The sequence below is a fragment of the Streptomyces poonensis genome, from assembly GCF_014650915.1.
Taxonomy (GTDB): Bacteria; Actinomycetota; Actinomycetes; order Streptomycetales; family Streptomycetaceae; genus Streptomyces; species Streptomyces poonensis.
This window is the reverse complement of record NZ_BMVW01000001.1, coordinates 87,438-109,786: the sequence shown is the minus strand read 5'-3', so window position 1 is coordinate 109,786 and position 22,349 is coordinate 87,438. Positions and strand designations below refer to the sequence as shown.

19 protein-coding genes are annotated in these 22,349 nt (G+C 71.1%); 16 read left to right on the top strand and 3 right to left on the bottom strand.

Annotated features, from left to right (window positions below):
* The first annotated feature begins 40 nt into the window (after positions 1–40).
* The 8 genes from recG (at position 41) to mutM (ending at position 7,607) form a co-directional block, all read left to right on the top strand.
* Complete coding sequence (recG, locus tag IE242_RS00460; protein ID WP_189854125.1) at positions 41–2,266, top strand: ATP-dependent DNA helicase RecG; 2,226 nt, start codon at positions 41–43, stop codon at positions 2,264–2,266.
* Positions 2,267–2,356: 90 nt separating this feature from the next.
* Positions 2,357–2,944 carry a 16S rRNA (guanine(966)-N(2))-methyltransferase RsmD gene (gene rsmD / locus IE242_RS00455; protein WP_189854123.1) on the top strand — a complete coding sequence of 196 codons (588 nt, stop codon included), beginning with the start codon at positions 2,357–2,359 and terminating at the stop codon, positions 2,942–2,944.
* A gap of 26 nt (positions 2,945–2,970) precedes the next feature.
* Entirely contained in the window at positions 2,971–3,450 is a 480-nt protein-coding gene (gene coaD, locus IE242_RS00450) for a pantetheine-phosphate adenylyltransferase (RefSeq protein ID WP_189856254.1), read from the top strand.
* 98 nt (positions 3,451–3,548) lie between these two features.
* The gene (locus IE242_RS00445; RefSeq protein WP_189854121.1) at positions 3,549–4,685 is read left to right on the top strand and encodes a F0F1 ATP synthase subunit B; all 1,137 of its coding nucleotides are present in this window, start codon (positions 3,549–3,551) and stop codon (positions 4,683–4,685) included.
* A gap of 188 nt (positions 4,686–4,873) precedes the next feature.
* Positions 4,874–5,527 (top strand): YceD family protein, encoded by a 654-nt coding sequence (locus IE242_RS00440; protein WP_189854119.1) that lies wholly within the window; start codon positions 4,874–4,876, stop codon positions 5,525–5,527.
* A gap of 2 nt (positions 5,528–5,529) precedes the next feature.
* The gene (gene rpmF / locus IE242_RS00435; RefSeq protein ID WP_003951102.1) at positions 5,530–5,703 is read left to right on the top strand and encodes a 50S ribosomal protein L32; all 174 of its coding nucleotides are present in this window, start codon (positions 5,530–5,532) and stop codon (positions 5,701–5,703) included.
* Between the two features lie 19 nt (positions 5,704–5,722).
* Positions 5,723–6,538 carry a ribonuclease III gene (gene rnc, locus IE242_RS00430; RefSeq protein WP_189854117.1) on the top strand — a complete coding sequence of 272 codons (816 nt, stop codon included), beginning with the start codon at positions 5,723–5,725 and terminating at the stop codon, positions 6,536–6,538.
* Between the two features lie 184 nt (positions 6,539–6,722).
* Positions 6,723–7,607, top strand: coding sequence for a bifunctional DNA-formamidopyrimidine glycosylase/DNA-(apurinic or apyrimidinic site) lyase (mutM, locus tag IE242_RS00425; protein ID WP_189854115.1), 885 nt, complete (start codon positions 6,723–6,725; stop codon positions 7,605–7,607).
* Here mutM and IE242_RS00420 read toward each other — a convergent pair.
* Positions 7,580–8,017, bottom strand: coding sequence for a winged helix-turn-helix transcriptional regulator (locus tag IE242_RS00420; RefSeq protein ID WP_189854113.1), 438 nt, complete (start codon positions 8,015–8,017; stop codon positions 7,580–7,582). The two genes, mutM and IE242_RS00420, sit on opposite strands and share 28 nt — an antisense overlap.
* Before the next feature lie 82 nt (positions 8,018–8,099).
* A complete protein-coding gene (locus IE242_RS00415) occupies positions 8,100–9,092 on the bottom strand; it encodes a CAP domain-containing protein (RefSeq protein WP_189854112.1) in 993 nt (330 codons plus the stop codon).
* Between the two features lie 151 nt (positions 9,093–9,243).
* Between IE242_RS00415 and IE242_RS00410 the strand changes: the two genes are divergently transcribed.
* The 5 genes from IE242_RS00410 to ftsY all read left to right on the top strand — a co-directional run bounded on the left by IE242_RS00410 (position 9,244) and on the right by ftsY (position 17,474).
* A complete protein-coding gene (locus IE242_RS00410) occupies positions 9,244–9,525 on the top strand; it encodes an acylphosphatase (RefSeq protein ID WP_189854110.1) in 282 nt (93 codons plus the stop codon).
* Between the two features lie 379 nt (positions 9,526–9,904).
* A complete protein-coding gene (locus IE242_RS00405) occupies positions 9,905–10,108 on the top strand; it encodes a hypothetical protein (RefSeq protein WP_030577726.1) in 204 nt (67 codons plus the stop codon).
* A 263-nt stretch (positions 10,109–10,371) separates the two neighbouring features.
* Positions 10,372–13,926, top strand: coding sequence for a chromosome segregation protein SMC (gene smc, locus IE242_RS00400; RefSeq protein WP_189854108.1), 3,555 nt, complete (start codon positions 10,372–10,374; stop codon positions 13,924–13,926).
* A gap of 316 nt (positions 13,927–14,242) precedes the next feature.
* Entirely contained in the window at positions 14,243–15,661 is a 1,419-nt protein-coding gene (locus IE242_RS00395) for a sugar porter family MFS transporter (RefSeq protein WP_189854106.1), read from the top strand.
* A 613-nt stretch (positions 15,662–16,274) separates the two neighbouring features.
* Complete coding sequence (gene ftsY / locus IE242_RS00390; protein WP_189854104.1) at positions 16,275–17,474, top strand: signal recognition particle-docking protein FtsY; 1,200 nt, start codon at positions 16,275–16,277, stop codon at positions 17,472–17,474.
* Between the two features lie 149 nt (positions 17,475–17,623).
* Here the strand turns inward: ftsY and IE242_RS00385 are convergent, their stop codons facing one another.
* A complete protein-coding gene (locus IE242_RS00385; protein ID WP_189854102.1) occupies positions 17,624–18,280 on the bottom strand; it encodes a bifunctional DNA primase/polymerase in 657 nt (218 codons plus the stop codon).
* Between the two features lie 446 nt (positions 18,281–18,726).
* Between IE242_RS00385 and nsdA the strand changes: the two genes are divergently transcribed.
* The 3 genes from nsdA to IE242_RS00370 all read left to right on the top strand — a co-directional run bounded on the left by nsdA (position 18,727) and on the right by IE242_RS00370 (position 22,334).
* A complete protein-coding gene (gene nsdA, locus IE242_RS00380) occupies positions 18,727–20,211 on the top strand; it encodes a transcriptional repressor NsdA (RefSeq protein WP_189854100.1) in 1,485 nt (494 codons plus the stop codon).
* A 402-nt stretch (positions 20,212–20,613) separates the two neighbouring features.
* Complete coding sequence (locus tag IE242_RS00375) at positions 20,614–21,999, top strand: ammonium transporter (RefSeq protein ID WP_189854098.1); 1,386 nt, start codon at positions 20,614–20,616, stop codon at positions 21,997–21,999.
* Entirely contained in the window at positions 21,996–22,334 is a 339-nt protein-coding gene (locus tag IE242_RS00370) for a P-II family nitrogen regulator (protein WP_030577740.1), read from the top strand. The genes IE242_RS00375 and IE242_RS00370 overlap by 4 nt, the downstream gene beginning before the upstream one ends.
* Positions 22,335–22,349 lie beyond the last annotated feature (15 nt).

Below are 22,349 nucleotides of genomic sequence, written 5' to 3'. Positions count from 1 at the left end.
TCCCCGGACGTATACGGCATTGTCAGTGCCGTGGTGTGCAATGGATCTCGTGCCCGCACTGGAAGAACCACTGAAGAAGGTGCTCGGCCCCGCCACCGCGAAGGTGATGGCCGAGCACCTCGGCCTGCACACCGTCGGCGACCTACTCCACCACTATCCCCGCAGGTACGAGGAGCGCGGCCGGCTCACCCACCTCGCCGACCTGCCCATGGACGAGCACGTCACGGTGGTCGCCCAGGTCGCCGACGCCCGCCTGCACACGTTCGCCTCGGCCAAGGCCCCACGGGGCAAGGGCCAGCGCCTCGAAGTCACCATCACGGACGGCAGCGGCCGCCTCCAGCTCGTCTTCTTCGGCAACGGCGTGCACAAACCCCACAAGGAGCTCCTCCCCGGCACCCGCGCCCTCTTCGCCGGCAAGGTCTCCGTCTTCAACCGCCGCCTCCAGCTCGCCCACCCGGCGTACGAGCTGCTGCGCGGCGGCACGGAGGACGCCGCCGAGACGGTCGACAGCTGGGCGGGCGCCCTGATCCCGATCTACCCGGCCACCGCCAAGCTGGAGTCCTGGAAGCTCGCCAAGGCCGTCCAGACGGTCCTGCCGAGCGCCCAGGAGGCGATCGACCCGCTGCCGGACTCCCTCCGCGAGGGCCGGGGCATGGTCTCGCTGCCCGAGGCCCTGCTGAAGATCCACCGCCCGCACACCAAGGCGGACGTCGAGGACGCCCGCACCCGCCTGAAGTGGGATGAGGCCTTCGTCCTCCAGGTAGCCCTGGCCCGCCGCCGCCACGCCGACGCCCAGCTCCCGGCCGTCGCCCGCAGGCCCGCCCCCGACGGCCTCCTCACGGCCTTCGACGCCAAGCTGCCCTTCACGCTCACGGAGGGCCAGCGGAAGGTCTCGGCGGAGATCTTCGGCGACCTGGCGACCGAGCACCCGATGCACCGGCTGCTGCAGGGGGAGGTCGGTTCGGGGAAGACCATGGTCGCCCTCCGCGCCATGCTCGCCGTCGTCGACGCGGGCGGCCAGGCGGCCATGCTCGCGCCCACCGAGGTGCTCGCCCAGCAGCACCACCGGTCGGTCACCGAGATGATGGGCGAGCTGGCCGAGGGAGGCATGCTCGGCGGGAGCGAACACGCCACCAAGGTCGTGCTGCTCACCGGTTCCATGGGCGCCGCCGCCCGCCGCCAGGCGCTGCTGGATCTCGTCACCGGCGAGGCCGGCATCGTCATCGGCACGCACGCGCTGATCGAGGACAAGGTGCAGTTCCACGACCTCGGCCTGGTCGTGGTGGACGAACAGCACCGCTTCGGCGTCGAGCAGCGCGACGCCCTGCGCGGCAAGGGGCACTCCCAGGGGGAAAGGCGGACGCCGCACCTGCTGGTCATGACCGCCACGCCCATCCCGCGCACGGTCGCCATGACCGTCTTCGGCGACCTGGAGACCTCCGTCCTCGACCAGCTGCCCGCCGGCCGCTCGCCGATCGCCAGCCATGTCGTCCCGGCCGCCGACAAACCGCACTTCCTCGCGCGCGCGTGGGAGCGGGTGCGGGAGGAAGTGGGGAACGGCCATCAGGCGTATGTGGTCTGTCCCCGTATCGGGGACGAGGAGGACGACCCGAAAAAGAAGAAGTCGCCACCGGAAGGGGATGCGGACAAGCGCCCGCCCCTCGCCGTCCTCGACGTGGCCGACCAGCTCTCCAAGGGCCCCCTCCAAGGCCTGAGGGTCGAGGTCCTGCACGGACGCATGCAGCCCGACGACAAGGACGCCGTGATGCGCCGCTTCGCCGCGGGCGAGACGGACGTCCTGGTGGCGACCACCGTCATCGAGGTCGGCGTCAACGTCCCGAACGCCACCGCGATGGTGATCATGGACGCCGACCGGTTCGGTGTCTCGCAGCTGCACCAGCTGCGCGGCCGGGTCGGCCGCGGCTCCGCCGCCGGTCTCTGTCTGCTGGTCACCGAGATGCCCGAGGCGAGTGCGGCCCGTCAGCGCCTCAACGCGGTCGCGTCCACCCTCGACGGCTTCGAGCTCTCCCGCATCGACCTCGAGCAGCGCCGCGAGGGCGACGTCCTCGGCCAGGCCCAGTCCGGCGCCCGTACCTCGCTGCGCATGCTCGCCGTCATCGAGGACGAGGAGGTCATCGCCGAGGCCCGCGAGGAGGCCGCGGCCGTGGTCGCCGCCGACCCGGACCTGACGCGCCTTCCCGGCCTGCGCACGGCCCTGGACGCCCTGCTGGACGAGGAGCGCGAGCAGTACCTCGACAAGGGATGACAAGGGGTGACGGCGCCCTCCCACGGCACCGGCTGCCAGACTGGGACGGACAGGGCCCCACGCCACACCACACGGACAAGGACCGAGAAGATGACCCGCGTGATCGCCGGCCTGGCCGGCGGGCGCCGTCTGGCCGTCCCGCCAGGCAGCGGCACCCGCCCCACCTCCGACCGGGCGCGCGAGGGCCTCTTCTCCACCTGGGAGTCCCTGCTCGGCGGCCCCCTCGACGGCGAGCGCGTCCTCGACCTCTACGCGGGCTCCGGCGCCGTCGGCCTGGAGGCGCTCAGCCGGGGCGCCGGCCACGCCCTGCTCGTCGAGGCCGACGCCCGCGCCGCCCGCACGGTCCGCGAGAACGTCCGCACCATCGGCCTCCCCGGCGCCGAGGTCAGAGCGGGCAAAGCGGAGCAGATCATCCAGACCCCGGCGCCGGCGACGCCGTACGACATCGTCTTCCTCGACCCGCCGTACGCGGTCCCGGACGACGATCTCCGGGAGATTCTGCTCACACTCCGCACCGGGGGCTGGCTCGCGGCGGACGCCCTGGTCACCGTGGAGCGCAGCACCAGGGGCGGTGAATTCCGGTGGCCGGAGGGGTTCGAGGCACTCCGGGCCCGTCGCTACGGCGAGGGAACGCTTTGGTACGGTCGCGCCGCCTCTACGTGCGAAGACGCACGATGACCGGACCGGAGAGCGAGGGACCTCAGTTGCGCCGCGCCGTCTGTCCCGGGTCGTTCGACCCGATCACCAACGGACACCTCGACATCATCGCCCGCGCCGCGAAGCTGTACGACGTCGTCCACGTCGCGGTGATGATCAACAAGTCCAAGAAGGGCCTGTTCGAGATCGACCAGCGGATCGAGCTGATCCGCCAGGTCACCGCCGAGTACGGGAACGTACAGGTCGAGGCCTTCCACGGCCTCCTCGTCGACTTCTGCAAGCAGCGCGACATTCCGGCCATCGTCAAGGGCCTGCGCGCGGTCAGCGACTTCGACTACGAGCTCCAGATGGCCCAGATGAACAACGGCCTCTCGGGTGTGGAGACCCTCTTCGTCCCCACCAACCCGACCTACAGCTTCCTGTCGTCCTCCCTGGTCAAGGAGGTCGCGGCCTGGGGCGGCGATGTCTCCCACCTGGTGCCCCCGGTGGTCCTGGAAGCCCTGGGCGAGCGCTTCGGCCGGGACTGAGTCCCGGCAAGGGGCCATCCGGTGCCGGGCGGGGCGCGAGTGGCCGTACAGTCGACCCGTCCGTCTCCAACACATCTGCAGAGAGTGGCGAGCACACGGTGGACGTGCAGAAGAAGCTCGACGAGATCGTCACGGTCGTCTCCGGCGCCCGGGGCATGCCCATGTCGGCCTCGTGCGTGGTCAACCGCGCCGAACTGCTCTCGTTGCTCGAAGAGGTGCGCGCGGCCCTGCCCGGCTCCCTCGCCGAGGCGCAGGAACTGATCGGCGACCGCGAACACATGGTCGAGCGGGCCCGCCAGGAGGCCGAGCGGATCATCGAGAGCGCGCACGCCCAGCGCGGCTCCCTGATCTCCGACACCGAGGTCGCCCGCCGCTCGCAGGCCGAGGCCGACCGCATCCTCGACGAGGCCCGCCGGGAGGCGGAGGAGGTCCGCGCGGAGGCCGACGACTACGTCGACTCCAAGCTCGCCAACTTCGAGGTCGTCCTCACCAAGACCCTCGGCTCCGTCGGCCGCGGCCGCGAGAAGCTCCTGGGCACCGGCCCCGGCATAGACGAGAACGGGTACGAGGACGAGGACGCCCCCGAGCGCAGCCACGACCCCGAGACCCTGCGCCGCGACGCCGACGCGTACGTGGACGCCAAGCTCGGCGCCTTCGAGGCGGTCCTCGCCAAGACGCTGGAGGCCGTGGGCCGGGGCCGGGAGAAGCTGCACGGCCGCATCGCCACCGACGACCTCGGCGCCCTCGCCCTGAACGACGACGGCACCCCGAAGCAGCACACCAGCGACGCCGACTACCTGGCCGACCTCGCCGCGCTCGCCGCCGCCCCCGCGCCCGCCCGGACCCCGGACACGCCCCGAGCCCCGGACGCGCTCCGGACCCCGGAGCTCCCCGCCCAGGAGCAGTACGCCCAGCACCAGCAGGACGCCTACGCGTACCAGCAGCAGGAGCAGTACGGGGACCAGTTCGGCTACCAGCAGCAGTACACGGGGCAGGCCGACCCGTACGGCTACCAGCAGGCCGACCCGTACGCGGCGTACCCGCAGCAGCCGGCGTACGACCCGAGCCGGACCCCGCAGGGGGACCAGGCCCACCAGGGACAGGCCCACCAGGGACAGGCTCACCAGGGACAGGAGCACCAGGGCTACGCGCTCGACGAGACGAGCCTCTTCGACACCAGCATGATCAGTGCCGAGCAGCTGCGTCAGTACGAGCAGGGCCGCGGCGGCCAGTGACCACGGTCCGCCGGCCGCTGTCCTGACCGGCCGGCCCGCACCGGATTGGGCCGAGAGCGAAAGGTCCAGTATCCTGTCTCTTCGGTCGCGCGTGCGTTCACGCTGCCTGCGAAGACACCCGCGATCGAGCGCTGCCCGGGACACCGGGGCAGCGGTACTTCACCGAGCTGCGAAGACCGAGAGCAGGAATGGCCCTGAACGCCCGCCTTGACCACCGCAATCCCCTCGTGTTCGACACACACGAGCTGGGGCGGCGTCCTGGTGCGCTGCAGCGCCTGGCCCGCACGGTCGACGCCCCCAAGGATCTCGGTATCCAGGACGTCATCGGAGTGCCTGAGGGCGCCCCGGTGGAGCTCGAACTCCGCCTTGAGTCGGTCATGGAAGGGGTGCTTGTCACAGGCACCGCCCGTGCACGGGCCGAGGGGGAGTGCGTAAGGTGTCTGGAGCCGCTCGGGCTGGAGCTCGAAGCGGACTTCCAGGAGATGTTCTCGTACCCTGACGCCGACGACCGGGGCCGCGTGAAGGCGGAACCGGCCGACGACGCCGAGGGATCCGCAGAAGACGAGGACAGGCTCTTTCTCGAGGACGGCCTGTTCGACCTCGAAACCGTGCTGCGCGATGCGGTGGTGCTCGCACTGCCGATGCAGCCGGTGTGCCAGGACGACTGCCCCGGCCTGTGCTCCGAGTGCGGAGCCCGGCTCGCGGACGACCCGGACCACCACCATGACGCCGTCGACATCCGTTGGGCGGCTTTGCAGGGACTCGCCGGTTCACTCGAAGACGGCGAGAAGGACGAGATGAGCGGCGCCGAAGCGGGCGTCGACGAGAAGCAGGAGAAGTAGCCGTGGCTGTTCCGAAGCGGAAGATGTCGCGCAGCAACACGCGCCACCGCCGGTCGCAGTGGAAGGCTGCGGTCCCCACCCTGGTTGCGTGCGAGCGCTGCCACGAGCCCAAGCAGCAGCACATCGCGTGCCCGTCGTGCGGCACCTACAACAAGCGCCAGGTCCTCGAAGTCTGAGTGGCTGGTGAGAGGTCTGATGTCTGACGCCAAGGCGGACTCCAGCGCCAGGAAGAGGGCGGACAACACAGCCTCGTCCCACACGATTCTGGAAGGGCGGCTCGGCTACCAGGTCGAGTCCGCCCTTCTGGTGCGTGCGCTGACCCACCGTTCCTACGCGTACGAGAACGGCGGTCTGCCCACCAACGAGCGCCTGGAGTTCCTCGGGGACTCCGTGCTCGGTCTGGTGGTCACGGACACGCTGTACCGCACCCACCCCGACCTGCCCGAGGGCCAGCTGGCCAAGCTGCGGGCCGCGGTGGTCAACTCGCGTGCGCTGGCGGAGGTGGGCCGCGGGCTCGAACTCGGCTCCTTCATCCGGCTCGGCCGGGGCGAGGAAGGCACGGGCGGCCGGGACAAGGCGTCGATCCTCGCCGACACCCTCGAAGCGGTGATCGGCGCGGTCTATCTCGACCAGGGGCTCGACGCGGCCTCCGAACTGGTGCACCGCCTGTTCGACCCGCTGATCGAGAAGTCGTCGAACCTCGGTGCCGGCCTGGACTGGAAGACCAGTCTCCAGGAGCTCACCGCGACCGAAGGGCTCGGCGTGCCCGAGTACCTGGTCACGGAGACCGGCCCCGACCACGAGAAGACCTTTACTGCTGCCGCCCGCGTCGGAGGCGTCTCGTACGGCACCGGCACCGGCCGCAGCAAGAAGGAAGCGGAGCAGCAGGCGGCCGAGTCCGCCTGGCGTGCGATCCGCTCCGCGGCGGACGAGCGCGCGAAAGCGGCCGCGGAGGCCGCCGAACGCGCCGAAGGCACCGCGGACGCCCCCTCGGGCGCCGCGAAGGCCTGACCCGCACTGCGCGGAGCCCCCGCCGGACCGGTCGTCCGGCGGGGGCTCCGGCGTACGCCCGGTGAGTGCCGTGGCGGTGCCGCTCCAGCCGGTCACCGAAGGGCGGGCCACCGAAGGGCGCTCCCGCGCGCACGCCCGGTCGTTCCCTCACCCCACTCACCCCCCACCTGTCCGAGGAGTCCCCGTGCCCGAACTGCCCGAGGTAGAGGTCGTACGGCGCGGACTGGAACGCTGGGTGGCCCATCGGACCGTCGCCGACGTCGAGGTCCTGCACCCGCGCGCGATCCGCCGCCACCTGGCCGGCGCCGATGACTTCGCGCACCGTCTCAAGGGCCGCCGCATCGGCGAGCCGAGCCGGCGCGGCAAGTACCTGTGGCTGCCGGTCGAGGACTCGGGTGCCGCCGTGCTCGCCCACCTCGGGATGAGCGGCCAGCTGCTGGTGCAGCCGCACACCGCGCCCGACGAGAAGCACCTGCGCATCCGCGTGCGCTTCACCGACACGCTGACATCAGCGGCTACCGCCGCGGGCGACACCGAGCTTCGCTTCGTCGACCAGCGCACCTTCGGCGGCCTGTCGCTGCACGACACGACCCCCGACGGGCTGCCCGACGTCATCGCGCACATCGCCCGCGACCCCCTCGACCCGCTCTTCGACGACGAGGCGTTCCACCGGGCGCTGCGCCGCAAGCGGACGACCATCAAGCGGGCCCTGCTGGACCAGTCCCTGATCAGCGGTGTCGGCAACATCTACGCGGACGAGGCGCTGTGGCGCGCCCGTATCCACTATGAGCGACCGACCGCGAACTTCACCCGGCCGCGCACCCTGGAACTCTTGGGCCACGCGCGGGACGTGATGAACGCGGCCCTGGCCGTGGGCGGCACCAGCTTCGACAGCCTGTATGTGAACGTCAACGGAGAGTCGGGCTACTTCGACCGCTCGCTCGACGCGTACGGACGCGAGGGGCTGCCCTGCCGCAGGTGCGCCACACCGATGCGGCGGCGGGCGTGGATGAACCGGTCAAGCTACTACTGCCCGCGCTGTCAGCGGCCGCCGCGCGTCTCGTCGTAACGCTCCCTGGCCCGCAGTACGTCGTCCATGCGGTCCTCCACGCAGCGGATCAGGGACAGCAGACGCTCTGCGACCTCGTGGCCCAGCGGGGTGAGCGTGTAGTCGACGCGGGGCGGGTTGGTGGGCCGGGCCTCACGGTGCACCAGGCCGTCGCGCTCCAGGGCGTGCAGAGTCTGGGAGAGCATCTTCTCGCTCACGCCGTCGACGCGGCGGCGCAGCGCGTTGAACCGGAAAGAGCCCTCGTGCAGCGCGCCCAGCGTCAGGGCGCCCCAGCGGCCGGTCACGTGCTCCAGGGTGCCGCGGGAGGGGCAGTGCCTGGCGAACACGTCGAACGGGAGCGGATCGCCGAGTGGACCGTCGTTACTCCCGGCACCCTCCGGGCGGGCGGCCGCCTGCGCTGTGCTGTCCATATGGTGAGAGTACTGCGGCACAGCGCTTGCCAGAAGTTTGCGCTAACCGCCGGTTAGCGCCATGCCATACAGAGGTGTCCGCCTAGTACCCGAAGTCCTGCGTCCACCACGGCCCGCCCTCACCCATGTGCACCCCGACGCCGAGGGTCTTGAAGTCGCAGTTCAGTATGTTCGCGCGGTGGCCGGGGCTGTTCATCCAGGCCTCCATCACGGCCTCGGCCGTGGCCTGGCCGCGGGCGATGTTCTCGCCGCCCAGGTCGGTTATGCCGAGTGCCGCCGCACGGTCCCAGGGGCTGTCGCCGTCGGGGTCGGTGTGGTCGAAGAAGTCGCGCGCGGCCATGTCCTCGCTGAACGCGGAGGCGAGCTGCGACAGCGCGCTGTTCGCCGCCACCGGGCTGCAGCCCGCCGTGGCCCGCTCCTCGTTGACCAGCTTGAGCACCTCGGCCGCGGCCTGCTGTTCCGCGGACGTGTCGACCGGGACGGTCTTCTCCGGCTTCTTGGACTTCTCCGGCTTGCCCGTCGCCTTCTCGGAGGGCTTCTCGGTCTTCTCCTTCTCCTCGGTCTCCGGGGCCTCGGACGACGGCTCGTCGGACGGCTCCGAGGAGGGAGTGGTCTGCGAGGGGGAGGAAGGGGAAGCGGACGGCGACGCCTCGCGCTCGCCGTCGCGGCTGCTCGCGGACTCGTCCTCACGGTCGTCGGCGGAGCCCCGGGAGCCGCCCTGCGGGGTCTCCAGACCCGACGGCGAGGTGGCCGGCTGGACCGTGTCGTCGGCGGTGCCGCCACCGCTGACCGTGTACGTGTCGCCGCCGGGCAGTACGCCGGTGGTCACCGCGACAGTGCCCAGGGCGACGGCCGCGGAGACTCCCAGCAGGCCGGTGCGCACGGGCGTGACGGCCTTCTTCTGCTTACGGTGCGAGCGCCGTCCGCGCGGCTCGGGCTCGGCCTCCAGGACGGGGGCGAAGCCGTACAGGTTCTCCGGGCCGTACTCCTGGGCGGGGGCGTCGCCGGTGTGCACGGTCCCGGTGGCGCGGCCCGTGGCGGCGCGGCCGGCGGCGGAGCGTCGGTGGCGTCCCATGTCCTGGCCTTCCTCGACCTTACGGTCAATGTCTTTCACTGAACTCACACGAATGAGTGAGTTTCATATGAGATTCATTGCGTCCGGACGGTACAGCATGACGCAGGGGGAGGGAGTGATCCCCGAGACATTGGCCCGTTAACGTGCAGCCATGAACGAAGATGTACGGCTGGTCGCCTGGGTACGCGGACACGTCCAGGGCGTGGGTTTCCGCTGGTTCACGCGGGCCAGGGCGCTGGAGACCGGCGGCCTGAGTGGTTTTGCTCTCAATTTGGCGGACGGCCGCGTCCAGGTGGTCGCGGAGGGCCCGCGCGAGAGCTGCGAGGCGCTGCTCGACTGGCTCCAGGGTGACGACACGCCCGGGCGCGTGGACGGGGTCACGGAGATCTGGGACACACCCCGCGGCGGATACGAAGGCTTCGCCATCCGGTGAACGACGGCGACGCGCCCGGCGGGGCGGAGGGGGCGGAACATGCCCCCGGCATCCGCCCGAAGTGAAAAGCGCCTGGTGGTTGCCAAGAAGCGCGTGTCGTGGCAGGCTCCGCGGTGAAGAACGATCTCCCCGGTCCCAGGGGCCCCGCAGGAGACGCAGCGCCGCCTGTTCCGGCCGCGCGCGCCCGGGTTGCCCGTCAATGCGGGGCGTGATCGTGTTGACCGTCAAACTTTTTGGTGAGACGCTGAAAGCCCCGCGCACCTTGGCTGTTTGGCATGGATGAACGGCAGCAAACTCAAGAGTGCCAAGCACCCCGGGTGCGATTCCCTCACGACCCACACCGCTTCGGTCGGTCACTCAGTGCGGAGGACCATCCATCATGGCAAAGGCGCTTCTCGGTTACGTCGGCGGCTCCGACCCGCGACTCCTCGCCGAGATGCGACGGCTCCAGCAGCGTGTACAGGACCTGGAATCGGAGCTCGTACGAATCCAGGCGGAGAACGACGCGCTGACGGCTGCCGCTTCTCACGACTCGCTTGTCGAGAGCATCGACGCACACCAGGCGGAGCCTGCGCTCACCTGACCACTGCATGGCACAACGACAGCAGTGGTTGGGCGGCTCGATTCAACCGCTAAGTTGTTGTCAGATCTGCAAGGGACGCCTCTTCGGCGTCCCTTCCTCTTTGTCCCCGCGTGTCCTTCGCCCTTTCGTCTGATGTGCCCTGCACGTTCCTGCGCGAAACCGAGTGTTCAGGGACTGATACCCGACGCGTAAACGTGCGACGCGTGGCGTGTGCCGTGCGGAGCCGCCGCCGTTCGAGAAGCCGGAAGGTAAAGTCCGACGGCGTGCACCTCAAGGCCCTGACCCTGCGCGGCTTCAAATCGTTCGCGTCGGCGACCACGCTGCGCTTCGAGCCGGGCATCACTTGCGTCGTCGGCCCGAACGGCTCGGGCAAGTCCAATGTCGTGGACGCCCTGAGCTGGGTCATGGGCGAGCAGGGGGCCAAGTCGCTGCGCGGCGGCAAGATGGAGGACGTCATCTTCGCCGGCACCACCGGGCGCCCGCCGCTCGGCCGCGCCGAGGTGTCCCTGACCATCGACAACTCCGACGGGGCCCTCCCCATCGAGTACGCCGAGGTCACCATTACGCGGATCATGTTCCGTGGCGGCAGCAGCGAGTACCAGATCAACGGCGACACCTGCCGTCTCCTCGACATCCAGGAACTGCTCTCCGACTCCGGCATCGGCCGCGAGATGCACGTCATCGTCGGCCAGGGCCAGCTCGACTCCGTGCTGCACGCCGACCCGATGGGCCGCCGCGCCTTCATCGAGGAGGCGGCCGGCGTCCTCAAGCACCGCAAGCGCAAGGAGAAGGCGCTGCGCAAGCTGGACGCGATGCAGGCCAACCTCGCCCGCGTCCAGGACCTCACCGACGAGCTCCGCCGCCAGCTCAAACCGCTCGGCCGGCAGGCCGCCGTCGCGCGCCGGGCCGCCGTCATCCAGGCCGACCTCCGCGACGCCCGGCTGCGCCTCCTCGCCGACGACCTCGTACGGCTGCGTACGGCGCTCCAGGCGGAGATCGCCGACGAGGCCGCGCTGAAGGAGCGCAAGGAGACCGCCGAGGCGGAGCTGCGGAAGGCGCTCCAGCGGGAGGCGCAGCTGGAGGACGAGGTACGGCGGCTGGCCCCGCGTCTGCAGCGGGCCCAGCAGACCTGGTACGGACTCTCCCAGCTCGCCGAGCGGGTGCGCGGCACGATCTCGCTGGCCGAGGCCCGGGTGAAGAGCGCCACCTCCGCGCCCCCCGAGGAGCGGCGCGGCCGCGACCCGGAGGACCTGGAGCGCGAGGCCGCCCGCGTCCGCGAGCAGGAGGCCGAGCTCGAAGCGATGCTGGAGGCGGCGCAGCACGCCCTGGAGGACACCGTCGCCCACCGGGCCGAGCTGGAGCGCGAGCTCGCCGCCGAGGAACGCCGGCTGAAGGACGTCGCCCGCGCCATCGCCGACCGCCGCGAGGGGCTCGCCCGCCTCACCGGGCAGGTGGGCGCGGCCCGCTCCCGCGCCGCCTCCGCCCAGGCCGAGATCGACCGCCTCGCCGCCGCCCGCGACGAGGCGCAGGAACGTGCCGTCACGGCCCAGGAGGAGTACGAGGCGCTGCAGGCGGAGGTCGACGGCCTGGACGCCGGGGACGCGGAACTGGCCGAGCGGCACGAGGCGGCCAGGGCAGAGCTCGCCGAGGCCGAGTCCGCCCTGACCGCGGCCCGCGAGGCGGTCACCGCGGCGGAGCGCAGGCGGGCCGCCACCCAGGCCCGCCACGAGGCCCTGGCCTCGGGGCTGCGCCGCAAGGACGGCACGGGCGCGCTGCTGGGTGCGAAGGACCGCCTCGGCGGACTGCTCGGCCCGGCCGCCGAGCTGCTGACGGTGACGCCCGGCCACGAGGTCCCGCTCGCCGCGGCCCTCGGTGCGGCGGCCGACGCCGTCGCGGTGACGACACCGTCGTCCGCCGCCGAAGCGATTCGCCTGTTGCGCAAGCAGGACGCCGGACGGGCCGCCCTGCTGCTCGCGGGCGCCCCCGACGACGTACCCGCGCAACCGCCCGTGGACGGGGTGCACTACGCCGCCGACCTCGTGCGGGGTCCGTCGGAACTGATGCCCGCCGTACGGCGGTTGCTGCGCGGAATCGTCGTCGTCGGCACCCTGGAGGACGCCGAGGACCTCGTCTACGCGCGGCCCGAGCTCACCGCCGTCACCGCCGAGGGCGATGTGCTCGGCGCGCACTTCGCGCACGGCGGGTCCGCCGGGGCACCCAGTCTGCTGGAGGTGCAGGCCTCCGTGGACGAGGCGGCGGCCGAGCTGGAGGAGCTCGCCGTGCGCTGCGCGGAGCTGACCGAGGCGCAGGCCCGGGCCGGCGAGCTGCGCGGGGAGCGGGCCGCGCTGGTCGAGGAGCTGGGGGAGCGTCGGCGCGCGGCCGAGCGGGAGAAGTCGGCCGTGGCCCAGCGGCTCGGGCGGCTGGCCGGGCAGGCCCGTGGCGCCGCCGGGGAGGCCGAGCGCGGCACGGCGGCGGCCGCCCGCGCCCAGGAGGCCCTCGACCGGGCGGTGGCGGAGGCCGAGGAACTGGCCGAACGGCTCGCCGTCGCCGAGGAGATCCCGGTGGAGGAAGAACCCGACACCTCCGTACGGGACCGGCTCGCCGCCGACGGCGCCAACGCGCGGCAGACGGAGATGGAGGCCCGGCTCCAGGTGCGTACGCACGAGGAGCGCGTCAAAGGGCTCGTGGGGCGGGCCGACTCCCTGGACCGGGCCGCGCGCGCCGAACGCGAGGCGCGGGCGCGCGCCGAGCAGCGCAGGGCGCGTCTGAGGCACGAGGCGGCCGTCGCGCAGGCCGTGGCGTCCGGCGCCCGACAGCTGCTCGCCCATGTCGAGGTCTCGCTCGTCCGCGCCGACGAGGAGCGCACCGCCGCCGAGGCCGCCAAGGCCCGGCGGGAGCAGGAGCTCGACCTGGCCCGCACCGAGGGCCGGAACCTCAAGGCCGAGCTGGACAAGCTCACCGACTCCGTCCACCGGGGCGAGGTGCTCGGCGCCGAGAAGCGGCTGCGGATAGAGCAGCTGGAGACCAAGGCGCTGGAGGAGCACGGCGTCGAGCCGGCCGGGCTGGTCGCCGAGTACGGCCCCGACCAGCCCGTACCGCCCTCGCCGCCCGCCGACGGCGAGGAACTGCCCGAGGACCCGGAGCACCCGCGCAACCGGCCGAAGCCCTTCGTCCGCGCCGAGCAGGAGAAGCGGCTCAAGGCCGCCGAGCGGGCGTACCAGCAGCTCGGCAAGGTCAATCCGCTCGCGTTGGAGGAGTTCGCGGCGCTGGAGGAGCGCCACAAGTTCCTCAGCGAGCAGCTGGAGGACCTGAAGAAGACGCGTGCCGATCTGCTCCAGGTGGTGAAGGAGGTCGACGAGCGCGTCGAGCAGGTCTTCACCGAGGCGTACCGGGACACGGCCCGGGAGTTCGAGGGGGTGTTCGGCCGGCTGTTCCCGGGAGGTGAGGGGCGCCTGGTTCTCACCGATCCCGACAACATGCTCACCACGGGCGTCGACGTGGAGGCGCGGCCGCCGGGCAAGAAGGTCAAGCGGCTGTCGCTGCTGTCCGGCGGGGAGCGGTCGCTGACCGCTGTCGCGCTGCTCGTGTCGATCTTCAAGGCGCGGCCCAGCCCGTTCTATGTGATGGACGAGGTCGAGGCCGCGCTCGACGACACCAATCTGCAGCGGCTGATCCGGATCATGCAGGAGCTGCAGGAGGCCTCGCAGCTGATCGTGATCACCCACCAGAAGCGCACGATGGAGGTTGCCGACGCGCTGTACGGCGTCTCCATGCAGGGCGACGGGGTCTCGAAGGTCATCAGCCAGCGGCTGCGCTGACGCCGGTTCCGGCTGTACGGCGTCGTACGGCGTCTCTTCTTTCGACTCTTTCGACCAAGTCTCGGTCTGGGCACGGTTGCCCGTGCATCTGAGGGGCACACGGGGCTGGCAAGAGAGCTGTGTGATCCCTATCTCTTCAAGACTTGAACACAATGTCTTCGTAAGTCGTCGAGATAGTCACATCCACAACCTCTTGACTTCGAAACTTGAAGGCATAGTCTCTGCAACGTTGCTTTTACCTTCAGGTGTCGCCAACTCCGTCACCCGAAGGGCTCACCCCACCCCGGCAGCGTTGCCGGTGGCCCGAGGAGTTCACGTGACCAGCACAGCGCAGGCACCCCAGTCAGGAGCCCGGGGCGCACACCCCGAACATCTCTCCCACGTCATCTTCATCGCGGCGGCGGCGGCGATGGGCGGCTTCCTCTTCGGTTACGACAGCTCCGTGATCAACGGCGCCGTCGAAGCCATCCGGGACCGCTACGACATCGGCTCCGCGGCGCTGGCCCAGGTCGTCGCCATCGCGCTGATCGGCTCCGCCATCGGCGCCGCCACCGCGGGCCGTATCGCCGACCGCATCGGCCGCATCCGCTGCATGCAGATCGCCGCCGTGCTGTTCACCATCAGCGCCGTCGGCTCCGCACTCCCCTTCGCCCTGTGGGACCTGGCCTTCTGGCGGATCGTCGGCGGCTTCGCCATCGGTATGGCCTCCGTGATCGGCCCGGCCTACATCGCCGAGGTGGCCCCCGCCGCGTACCGCGGCCGGCTCGGCTCCTTCCAGCAGGCCGCGATCGTCGTCGGCATCGCCGTCTCCCAGCTGGTCAACTGGGGCATCCTGAACGCCGCCGGCGGCGACCAGCGCGGCAAGCTGATGGGCCTCGAGGCCTGGCAGGTCATGCTCGGTGTCATGGTCATCCCGGCCATCCTGTACGGGCTGCTGTCCTTCGCGATCCCCGAGTCGCCGCGCTTCCTGATCTCCGTCGGCCGCGTCGAGCGCGCCCGTGAGGTGCTCGCCGAGGTCGAGGGCAAGAACGTCGACCTGGACGCCCGGGTCGACGAGATCAAGAGCCACATGCAGAGCGAGCACAAGTCCACCTTCAAGGACCTGCTCGGCGGCACCTTCTTCTTCAAGCCGATCGTCTGGATCGGTATCGGACTGTCGGTCTTCCAGCAGTTCGTCGGCATCAACGTCGCGTTCTACTACTCGTCGACGCTGTGGCAGTCGGTCGGTGTCGACCCGACGGACTCGTTCCTGTACTCGTTCACGACGTCGATCATCAACATCGTGGGCACCATCATCGCGATGATCTTCGTGGACCGCATCGGCCGCAGGCCGCTCGCGATCATCGGTTCGGTCGGCATGGTGATCGGCCTGGCGCTGGAGGCCTGGGCGTTCAGCTACGACCTGGTCGACGGCAAGCTGCCCGCCACGCAGGGCTGGGTCGCCCTGGTCGCCGCCCACGTGTTCGTCCTCTTCTTCGCCCTGTCCTGGGGTGTGGTCGTCTGGGTCATGCTCGGCGAGATGTTCCCGAACAGGATCCGCGCCGCCGCCCTGGGCGTGGCCGCCTCCGCGCAGTGGATCGCCAACTGGGCCATCACCGCGAGCTTCCCGTCGCTGGCCGACTGGAACCTCTCCGTGACCTACATGATCTACACGATCTTCGCCGCGCTCTCCATCCCCTTCGTGCTCAAGTTCGTGAAGGAGACGAAGGGCAAGGCACTGGAGGAGATGGGCTGACGCCCGTCCACCGAGCCCGAGGAGACGGGCCAAGTCCCCGCTGCCCCTCTCCTCGCACCGTCCGCCGCCCCGCCCCGGCACCGACCGGGCCGGGGCGGCGGCCTTTTCGGTTCACGGTCCGGGTGCCGCCGTGTGCTCGCTGCGCCGCGGGTCACCGACGGACCGGACTCCGGCCGGGCCACGGCGGTCCTTACCCTCTCCTGGCAGGAGCCACAGACCGTTCCGGCACCTGTGTGCCGGGGGTGGAGCGGCAGCCCCGGCATGCGCCAGCGCCCGGTGCGCCGTGAACAGAGCACGCCCACCGCCGTCACCGTCGCCGGTGACGGCGATGTCCTCGTCCGGCCGCAGCGCGACGTGGGGCGACCGATCCGTGCCGACCGCGTGACCATGCTGTGCGCGCCCGCCGCCCGGCCTGTATACGGGTACGCGGCGTCGCGTGCCGCAGGACATCCGCCGAGCCCCCCGGGCGTGTCCGCGCAGGCGAACGACGACCGGCAGCCGGTCCCCCGGTGCCCCGACCCGTGCCACTCCCCGGAGAGGCCGGCCCGGCGGGCCCTGACCCCGCGCGTACAACGAACAGCCGAGCGGGCGGCCACGCCATACTGGGGCTGTTATGGAAATCGTCATCCTTGCTGTAGTCATCGCCGTGGTCGTGCTCGGCGCGCTCAGCGGGCTCGTCATCGGCAGCCGCAGAAAGAAGCAGCTGCCCCCGCCGCCGCCCGCCGCGCCCGACATCACCGCCCCTCCGGCCGAGCCGCACGTCGGCGAAGAGGCCGAGACGCCGCGCGACGAAGCGCGCAGAACCATCGAGGAGGTGGACCTCCCCGACGCCACGGCGACGGCACCCGTCGCCGTGGAGGAGCCGCCCGCCCCCGTCATCGAGATCCCCGAACCGACCGCCGGCCGTCTGGTACGGCTGCGCACCCGGCTCTCCCGGTCGCAGAACGCGCTCGGCAAGGGTCTCCTCACGCTGCTCTCCCGGGAGCACCTCGACGAGGACACCTGGGAGGAGATCGAGGACACCCTCCTCACCGCCGACGTCGGCGTGCAGCCCACCCAGGAACTGGTCGAGCGGCTGCGCGAGCGGGTGAAGGTGCTCGGCACCCGTACGCCCGAGGAACTGCGCGGACTGCTGCGCGAGGAGCTGCTGACCCTGGTCGGCACCGACTCGGACCGCGCCGTGCGCACCGAGCCCGACACCGGCAAGCCGGGCATCGTGATGGTCGTCGGCGTCAACGGCACCGGCAAGACCACCACCACCGGCAAGCTCGCCCGTGTCCTCGTGGCCGACGGCCGCAGCGTCGTGCTCGGCGCCGCCGACACCTTCCGCGCCGCCGCCGCCGACCAGCTCCAGACCTGGGGCGAGCGCGTCGGCGCCCACACCGTACGGGGCCCCGAGGGCGGCGACCCCGCCTCCGTCGCCTTCGACGCGGTCAAGGAGGGCAAGGAGATCGGCGCCGACGTCGTGCTCATCGACACGGCGGGCCGGCTGCACACCAAGACCGGTCTCATGGACGAGCTGGGCAAGGTCAAGCGGGTCGTGGAGAAGCACGCGCCGCTGGACGAGGTGCTGCTCGTGCTCGACGCCACCACCGGGCAGAACGGCCTCATCCAGGCCCGGGTCTTCGCCGAGGTCGTCGACATCACCGGCATCGTGCTGACCAAGCTCGACGGCACCGCCAAGGGCGGCATCGTGGTCGCCGTGCAGCGCGAGCTGGGCGTGCCGGTCAAGCTGGTCGGTCTGGGAGAGGGCGCCGACGACCTGGCGCCGTTCGAGCCGGAAGCGTTCGTGGATGCGCTTATCGGAGACTGACCGCGCGCGTCGAGGAGCGCCCGTCCCCCCACGCAGTCGGGGACGGGCGCTTCGCTGTGTACGGCGCGCCGCGCTGTGTGTGCGGCACGAGGCCTGTGCCGATGAGTTCGGCGGCGGCGCCATCGGTACGGCGGCGCCACGGATACCGGCTACGCGCGCGACCGGTGCGCCACGTACGCCAGGGTGCCCAGCAGCAGGCGGGCCGCCGGGGGTTTCGTGGCCGAGTCCAGGGCGGGGGAGCGGAGCCAGCGCGCGGGACCCAGGCCGCCGCGGTCCGAGGGCGGGGCCGTGACGTACGTGCCCGGGCCCAGGCCGCGCAGGTCGAGGGCGGACGGGTCGTCCCAGCCCATGCGGTACAGCAACTGGTCGATCTCGGCCGCGGCGCCCGGGGCGACGAGGAACTGGGCGCGGCCCTCCGGGGTGGCGATCACCGGGCCCAGCGGCAGGCCCATGCGCTCCAGCCGGACCAGTGCCCGGCGCCCGGCGGCCTCCGCCACCTCGATCACATCGAACGCGCGGCCCACCGGCAGCATGATCGAGGCGCCCGGGACCTCCTGCCATGCCTCCGTCACCTCGTCGAGCGTGGCACCCGCGGGCACCGGGGAGGCGAAGCCGAGGGGATGGGCCCCAGGTGCGTCGCAGTTCGCCCGGCCGCACGAGCACACCCCCGTCGCCGCTCGTGCGCCGGGCACGACGTCCCATCCCCACAGTCCGGTGAACTCCGCCACGGCGGTGCAGTCCGACGAGCGGCCGCGTCGGCGAGAGCCGGATCGCATCTCCCGGATGCCGACGATCGTGAAGCCCATACCCCCTCCAACGGATCCGGCGCGCCGATGGTTACGCAGCGGAGATGAATAGTGACGCAGAGTCTTCTTCCCGTCGAAAACGCTCGTTCGCCTGGCGCTCGGTCGTAGTCCGGGTGGTGCGGCGCAGTGCGCGCGCCTCTGAGTGCGTCGCTCCGTCCGCTCCCCGGCTGTCATGCGTCCAGTGAATCGTGCGGAGGCGATCGTGAGTTCATTCGAAGGGGTGGCGAATGGTGGCGTTTCCGGAACCGCCATGGCTGGAGGGGTGATCGTAGGATTACTTTGAGCACTCGAGTCCTGGGGACGCATGCACTCACGGGTATGCCGGAGGCAAGTCGAGTTCCCGTTCGGGGGGTGAGAACCACCGGACGCGAGACAGTGGGGACCGGCATTCTGGTAGGCCTGGGCGCACACGGCGCACAAGTGGTTTCAGGGATGGGGGCGTTCCAGTGGGCGGCAACGGCGGAAGCGGATCACACGCCACACACGCTGACAAGCGCCCCAACGAGCTCCTGGGCTCGTGGTTCGTGCGCAGCGGCTGGTCCAAGGGCGAGCTCGCCCGGCAGGTGAACCGCCGGGCCCGCCAACTGGGGGCCAATCACATCTCCACCGACACGTCCCGCGTGCGCCGCTGGCTCGACGGCGAGAACCCTCGCGAGCCGATCCCGCGCATCCTGTCCGAGCTGTTCTCCGAGCGGTTCGGCTGTGTGGTCGCCGTCGAGGACCTGGGACTGCGCGCCGCCCACCAGTCACCGTCCACCTCCGGGGTCGACCTGCCCTGGACGGGCCCGCAGACCGTGGCGCTGATCGGCGAGTTCTCGCGCAGCGACCTGATGCTGGCGCGGCGCGGCTTCCTCGGGAGCTCGCTGGCGCTCTCGGCGGGGCCGTCCCTCATCGAGCCGATGCAGCGCTGGCTCGTGCCCTCACCGCCCGTACCGCGCGAGGACCGCGAGACCGCATCCGCCTCGCGCCGTCCCGGCAAGCTGTCCAAGCCCGAGCTGGACCTGCTGGAGTCGACCACCGTGATGTTCCGCCAGTGGGACGCCCAGTGCGGCGGCGGCCTGCGCCGCAAGGCGGTCGTGGGTCAGCTGCACGAGGTGACGGACCTGCTCCAGGAGCCCCAGCCGGAGGCCACCACCCGGCGGCTGTTCAAGGTCGCCGCCGAGCTGGCCGAGCTGGCGGGCTGGATGAGCTACGACATCGGACTCCAGCCCACCGCCCAGAAGTACTTCGTGCTCGCCCTGCACGCCGCCAAGGAGGCCGGCGACCGCCCCCTCGGCTCGTACGTCCTGTCCAGCATGAGCCGGCAGATGATCCACCTCGGCCGGCCCGACGACGCGCTGGAACTCATCCACCTCGCGCAGTACGGCAGCCGCGACTGCGCGAGTCCGCGCACCCAGTCCATGCTGTATGCGATGGAGGCCCGCGCCTACGCCAACATGGGCCAGCCCGGCAAGTGCAAGCGGGCCGTCCGGATGGCCGAGGACACCTTCGCCGACGCCGCGGACTGGGACGAGCCGGAGCCCGACTGGATCCGCTTCTTCTCCGAGGCCGAGCTGTACGGGGAGAACTCCCACTCCTTCCGTGACCTCGCCTATGTGGCGGGCCGCAGCCCCACGTACGCCTCCCTGGCCGAGCCCCTGATGCGCCGGGCCGTCGAGCTGTTCGCCCAGGACGCCGAACACCAGCGGTCGTACGCGCTCAACCTCATCGGCATGGCCACCGTGCACCTGCTGCAGCGCGAGCCCGAGCAGAGCACCGTCCTCGCCCGGCAGGCCATGGCAGAGGCCAAAAAAGTACGTTCCGAGCGGGTCAACACCCGTATCCGGAAGACCGTCGACACAGCCGTGCGCGACTTCGGCGATCTGGCCGACGTGTCGGAGCTCACCGACCAGCTCGCCGTTCACCTGCCCGAGACCGCCGAAGCGGTCTGAACCGGTCCCCGGACCCGAGACCCCGGCCGCGGCCGGCCATCCCGACTACCCGACTCGGCTCCCCCATCGCCAGGTCATCGGATGGCCGCCGCGGCCGGACCCTGTCGTACAGGGCCCCGGGCTCCTCGCCGCCCCTGCCCCGACCGGCCCTGCGCCGGGGCACGGGAACCGGTGACGACGGGCGCTCCACCGAAGGTTGCGCCACGATAACGATCGACGCCGCCCGCATCCGGCGGTTCATCGACGCGTAACAGACAGGGCGCCTTCGTCACTGCGGCGAAACATCGAGGGGCGTCGACCGAAACGGCGCTGCGACAGTCTCGTGGCTCATAACCGGCCCACCCCTCCATCCGGCTCGAGGCTTCGCCCGCACGGGGCCGTACCAACGACGAGGAGACGCCGATGGCACCAGCCATCACCCTGGCCGCAGACACGCCGACCCTGTCTGCCGCCAATACGGGATTCATGCTCATCTGCTCCGCCCTGGTGATGCTCATGACGCCGGGCCTGGCCTTCTTCTACGGAGGCATGGTCCGCGTCAAGAGCACCCTGAACATGCTGATGATGAGCTTCATCAGCCTCGGCATCGTCACCGTCCTGTGGGTGCTGTACGGCTTCTCCCTCGCCTTCGGTACCGACTCCGGCGGCCTCATCGGCTGGTCCTCGGACTACGTCGGGCTCAGCGGGATCGGCATCACGGAGCTCTGGGACGGCTACACCATCCCCGTCTACGTCTTCGCCGTCTTCCAGCTGATGTTCGCGGTCCTCACGCCCGCCCTGATCAGCGGCGCCCTCGCGGACCGGGTGAAGTTCACCGCCTGGGCGCTGTTCATCGCGCTGTGGGCGACCGTCGTGTACTTCCCCGTCGCCCACTGGGTCTGGGGCGCCGGCGGCTGGGCCTTCGAACTCGGCGTCATCGACTTCGCCGGCGGAACGGCCGTCCACATCAACGCGGGTGCCGCGGCGCTCGCCGTCATCCTGGTCATCGGCAAGCGCGTCGGCTTCAAGAAGGACCCGATGCGCCCGCACAGCCTCCCGCTGGTGATGCTCGGCGCCGGTCTGCTGTGGTTCGGCTGGTTCGGCTTCAACGCCGGTTCGTGGCTCGGCAACGACGACGGCGTCGGCGCGCTGATGTTCGTCAACACCCAGGTCGCCACCGCCTCCGCGGTCCTCGCCTGGCTCGCCTACGAGAAGATCCGCCACGGCGCGTTCACCACCCTCGGTGCCGCCTCCGGCGCCGTCGCGGGCCTCGTCGCCATCACCCCGGCCGGCGGTGCGGTCTCCCCGCTCGGCGCGATCGCCGTCGGCGCCATCGCCGGTGTGCTGTGCGCCATGGCCGTCGGCCTGAAGTACCGGTTCAACTACGACGACTCCCTCGACGTCGTCGGCGTCCACATGGTCGGCGGAATCGTCGGCTCCCTGCTCATCGGCTTCTTCGCCACCGGCGGCGGCCAGTCCGACGTGGCCGGCCTCTTCTACGGCGGCGGCCTCGACCAGTTCTGGAAGCAGTGCGCCGGTGTCGCCGGTGTCCTCGCCTACTCCCTCATCGCCTCCGCGGTCCTCGCCTTCCTGATCGACAAGACGCTCGGGATGCGGGTCAGCGAGGACGACGAGATCACGGGCATCGACCAGACCGAGCACGCCGAGACCGCGTACGACTTCAGCGGAGCGGGCGGCGGCACGGCCCGCACGGCGGTCCCGGCCCCGGTCGTGGACGCCGAGAGCAAGAAGGCCGGGAGCGAAAAGGCCGGGAGCGACAAGGCCGCGAGCAAGAAGGTGGACGCATGAAGCTCATCACCGCCGTCGTGAAGCCGCACCGGCTCGACGAGATCAAGGAAGCCCTCCAGGCCTTCGGAGTCCACGGCCTGACCGTCACCGAGGCCAGCGGCTACGGCCGGCAGCGCGGACACACCGAGGTCTACCGCGGCGCCGAGTACACGGTCGACCTCGTCCCCAAGATCCGCATCGAGGTTCTGGTCGAGGACGACGACGCCGAACAGCTGATCGACGTCGTGGTCAAGGCGGCCCGTACCGGCAAGATCGGTGACGGCAAGGTCTGGGCGGTCCCGGTCGAGACAGCCGTCCGGGTGCGGACCGGCGAGCGCGGTCCGGACGCGCTCTGAGCAGGACGTCCGAGA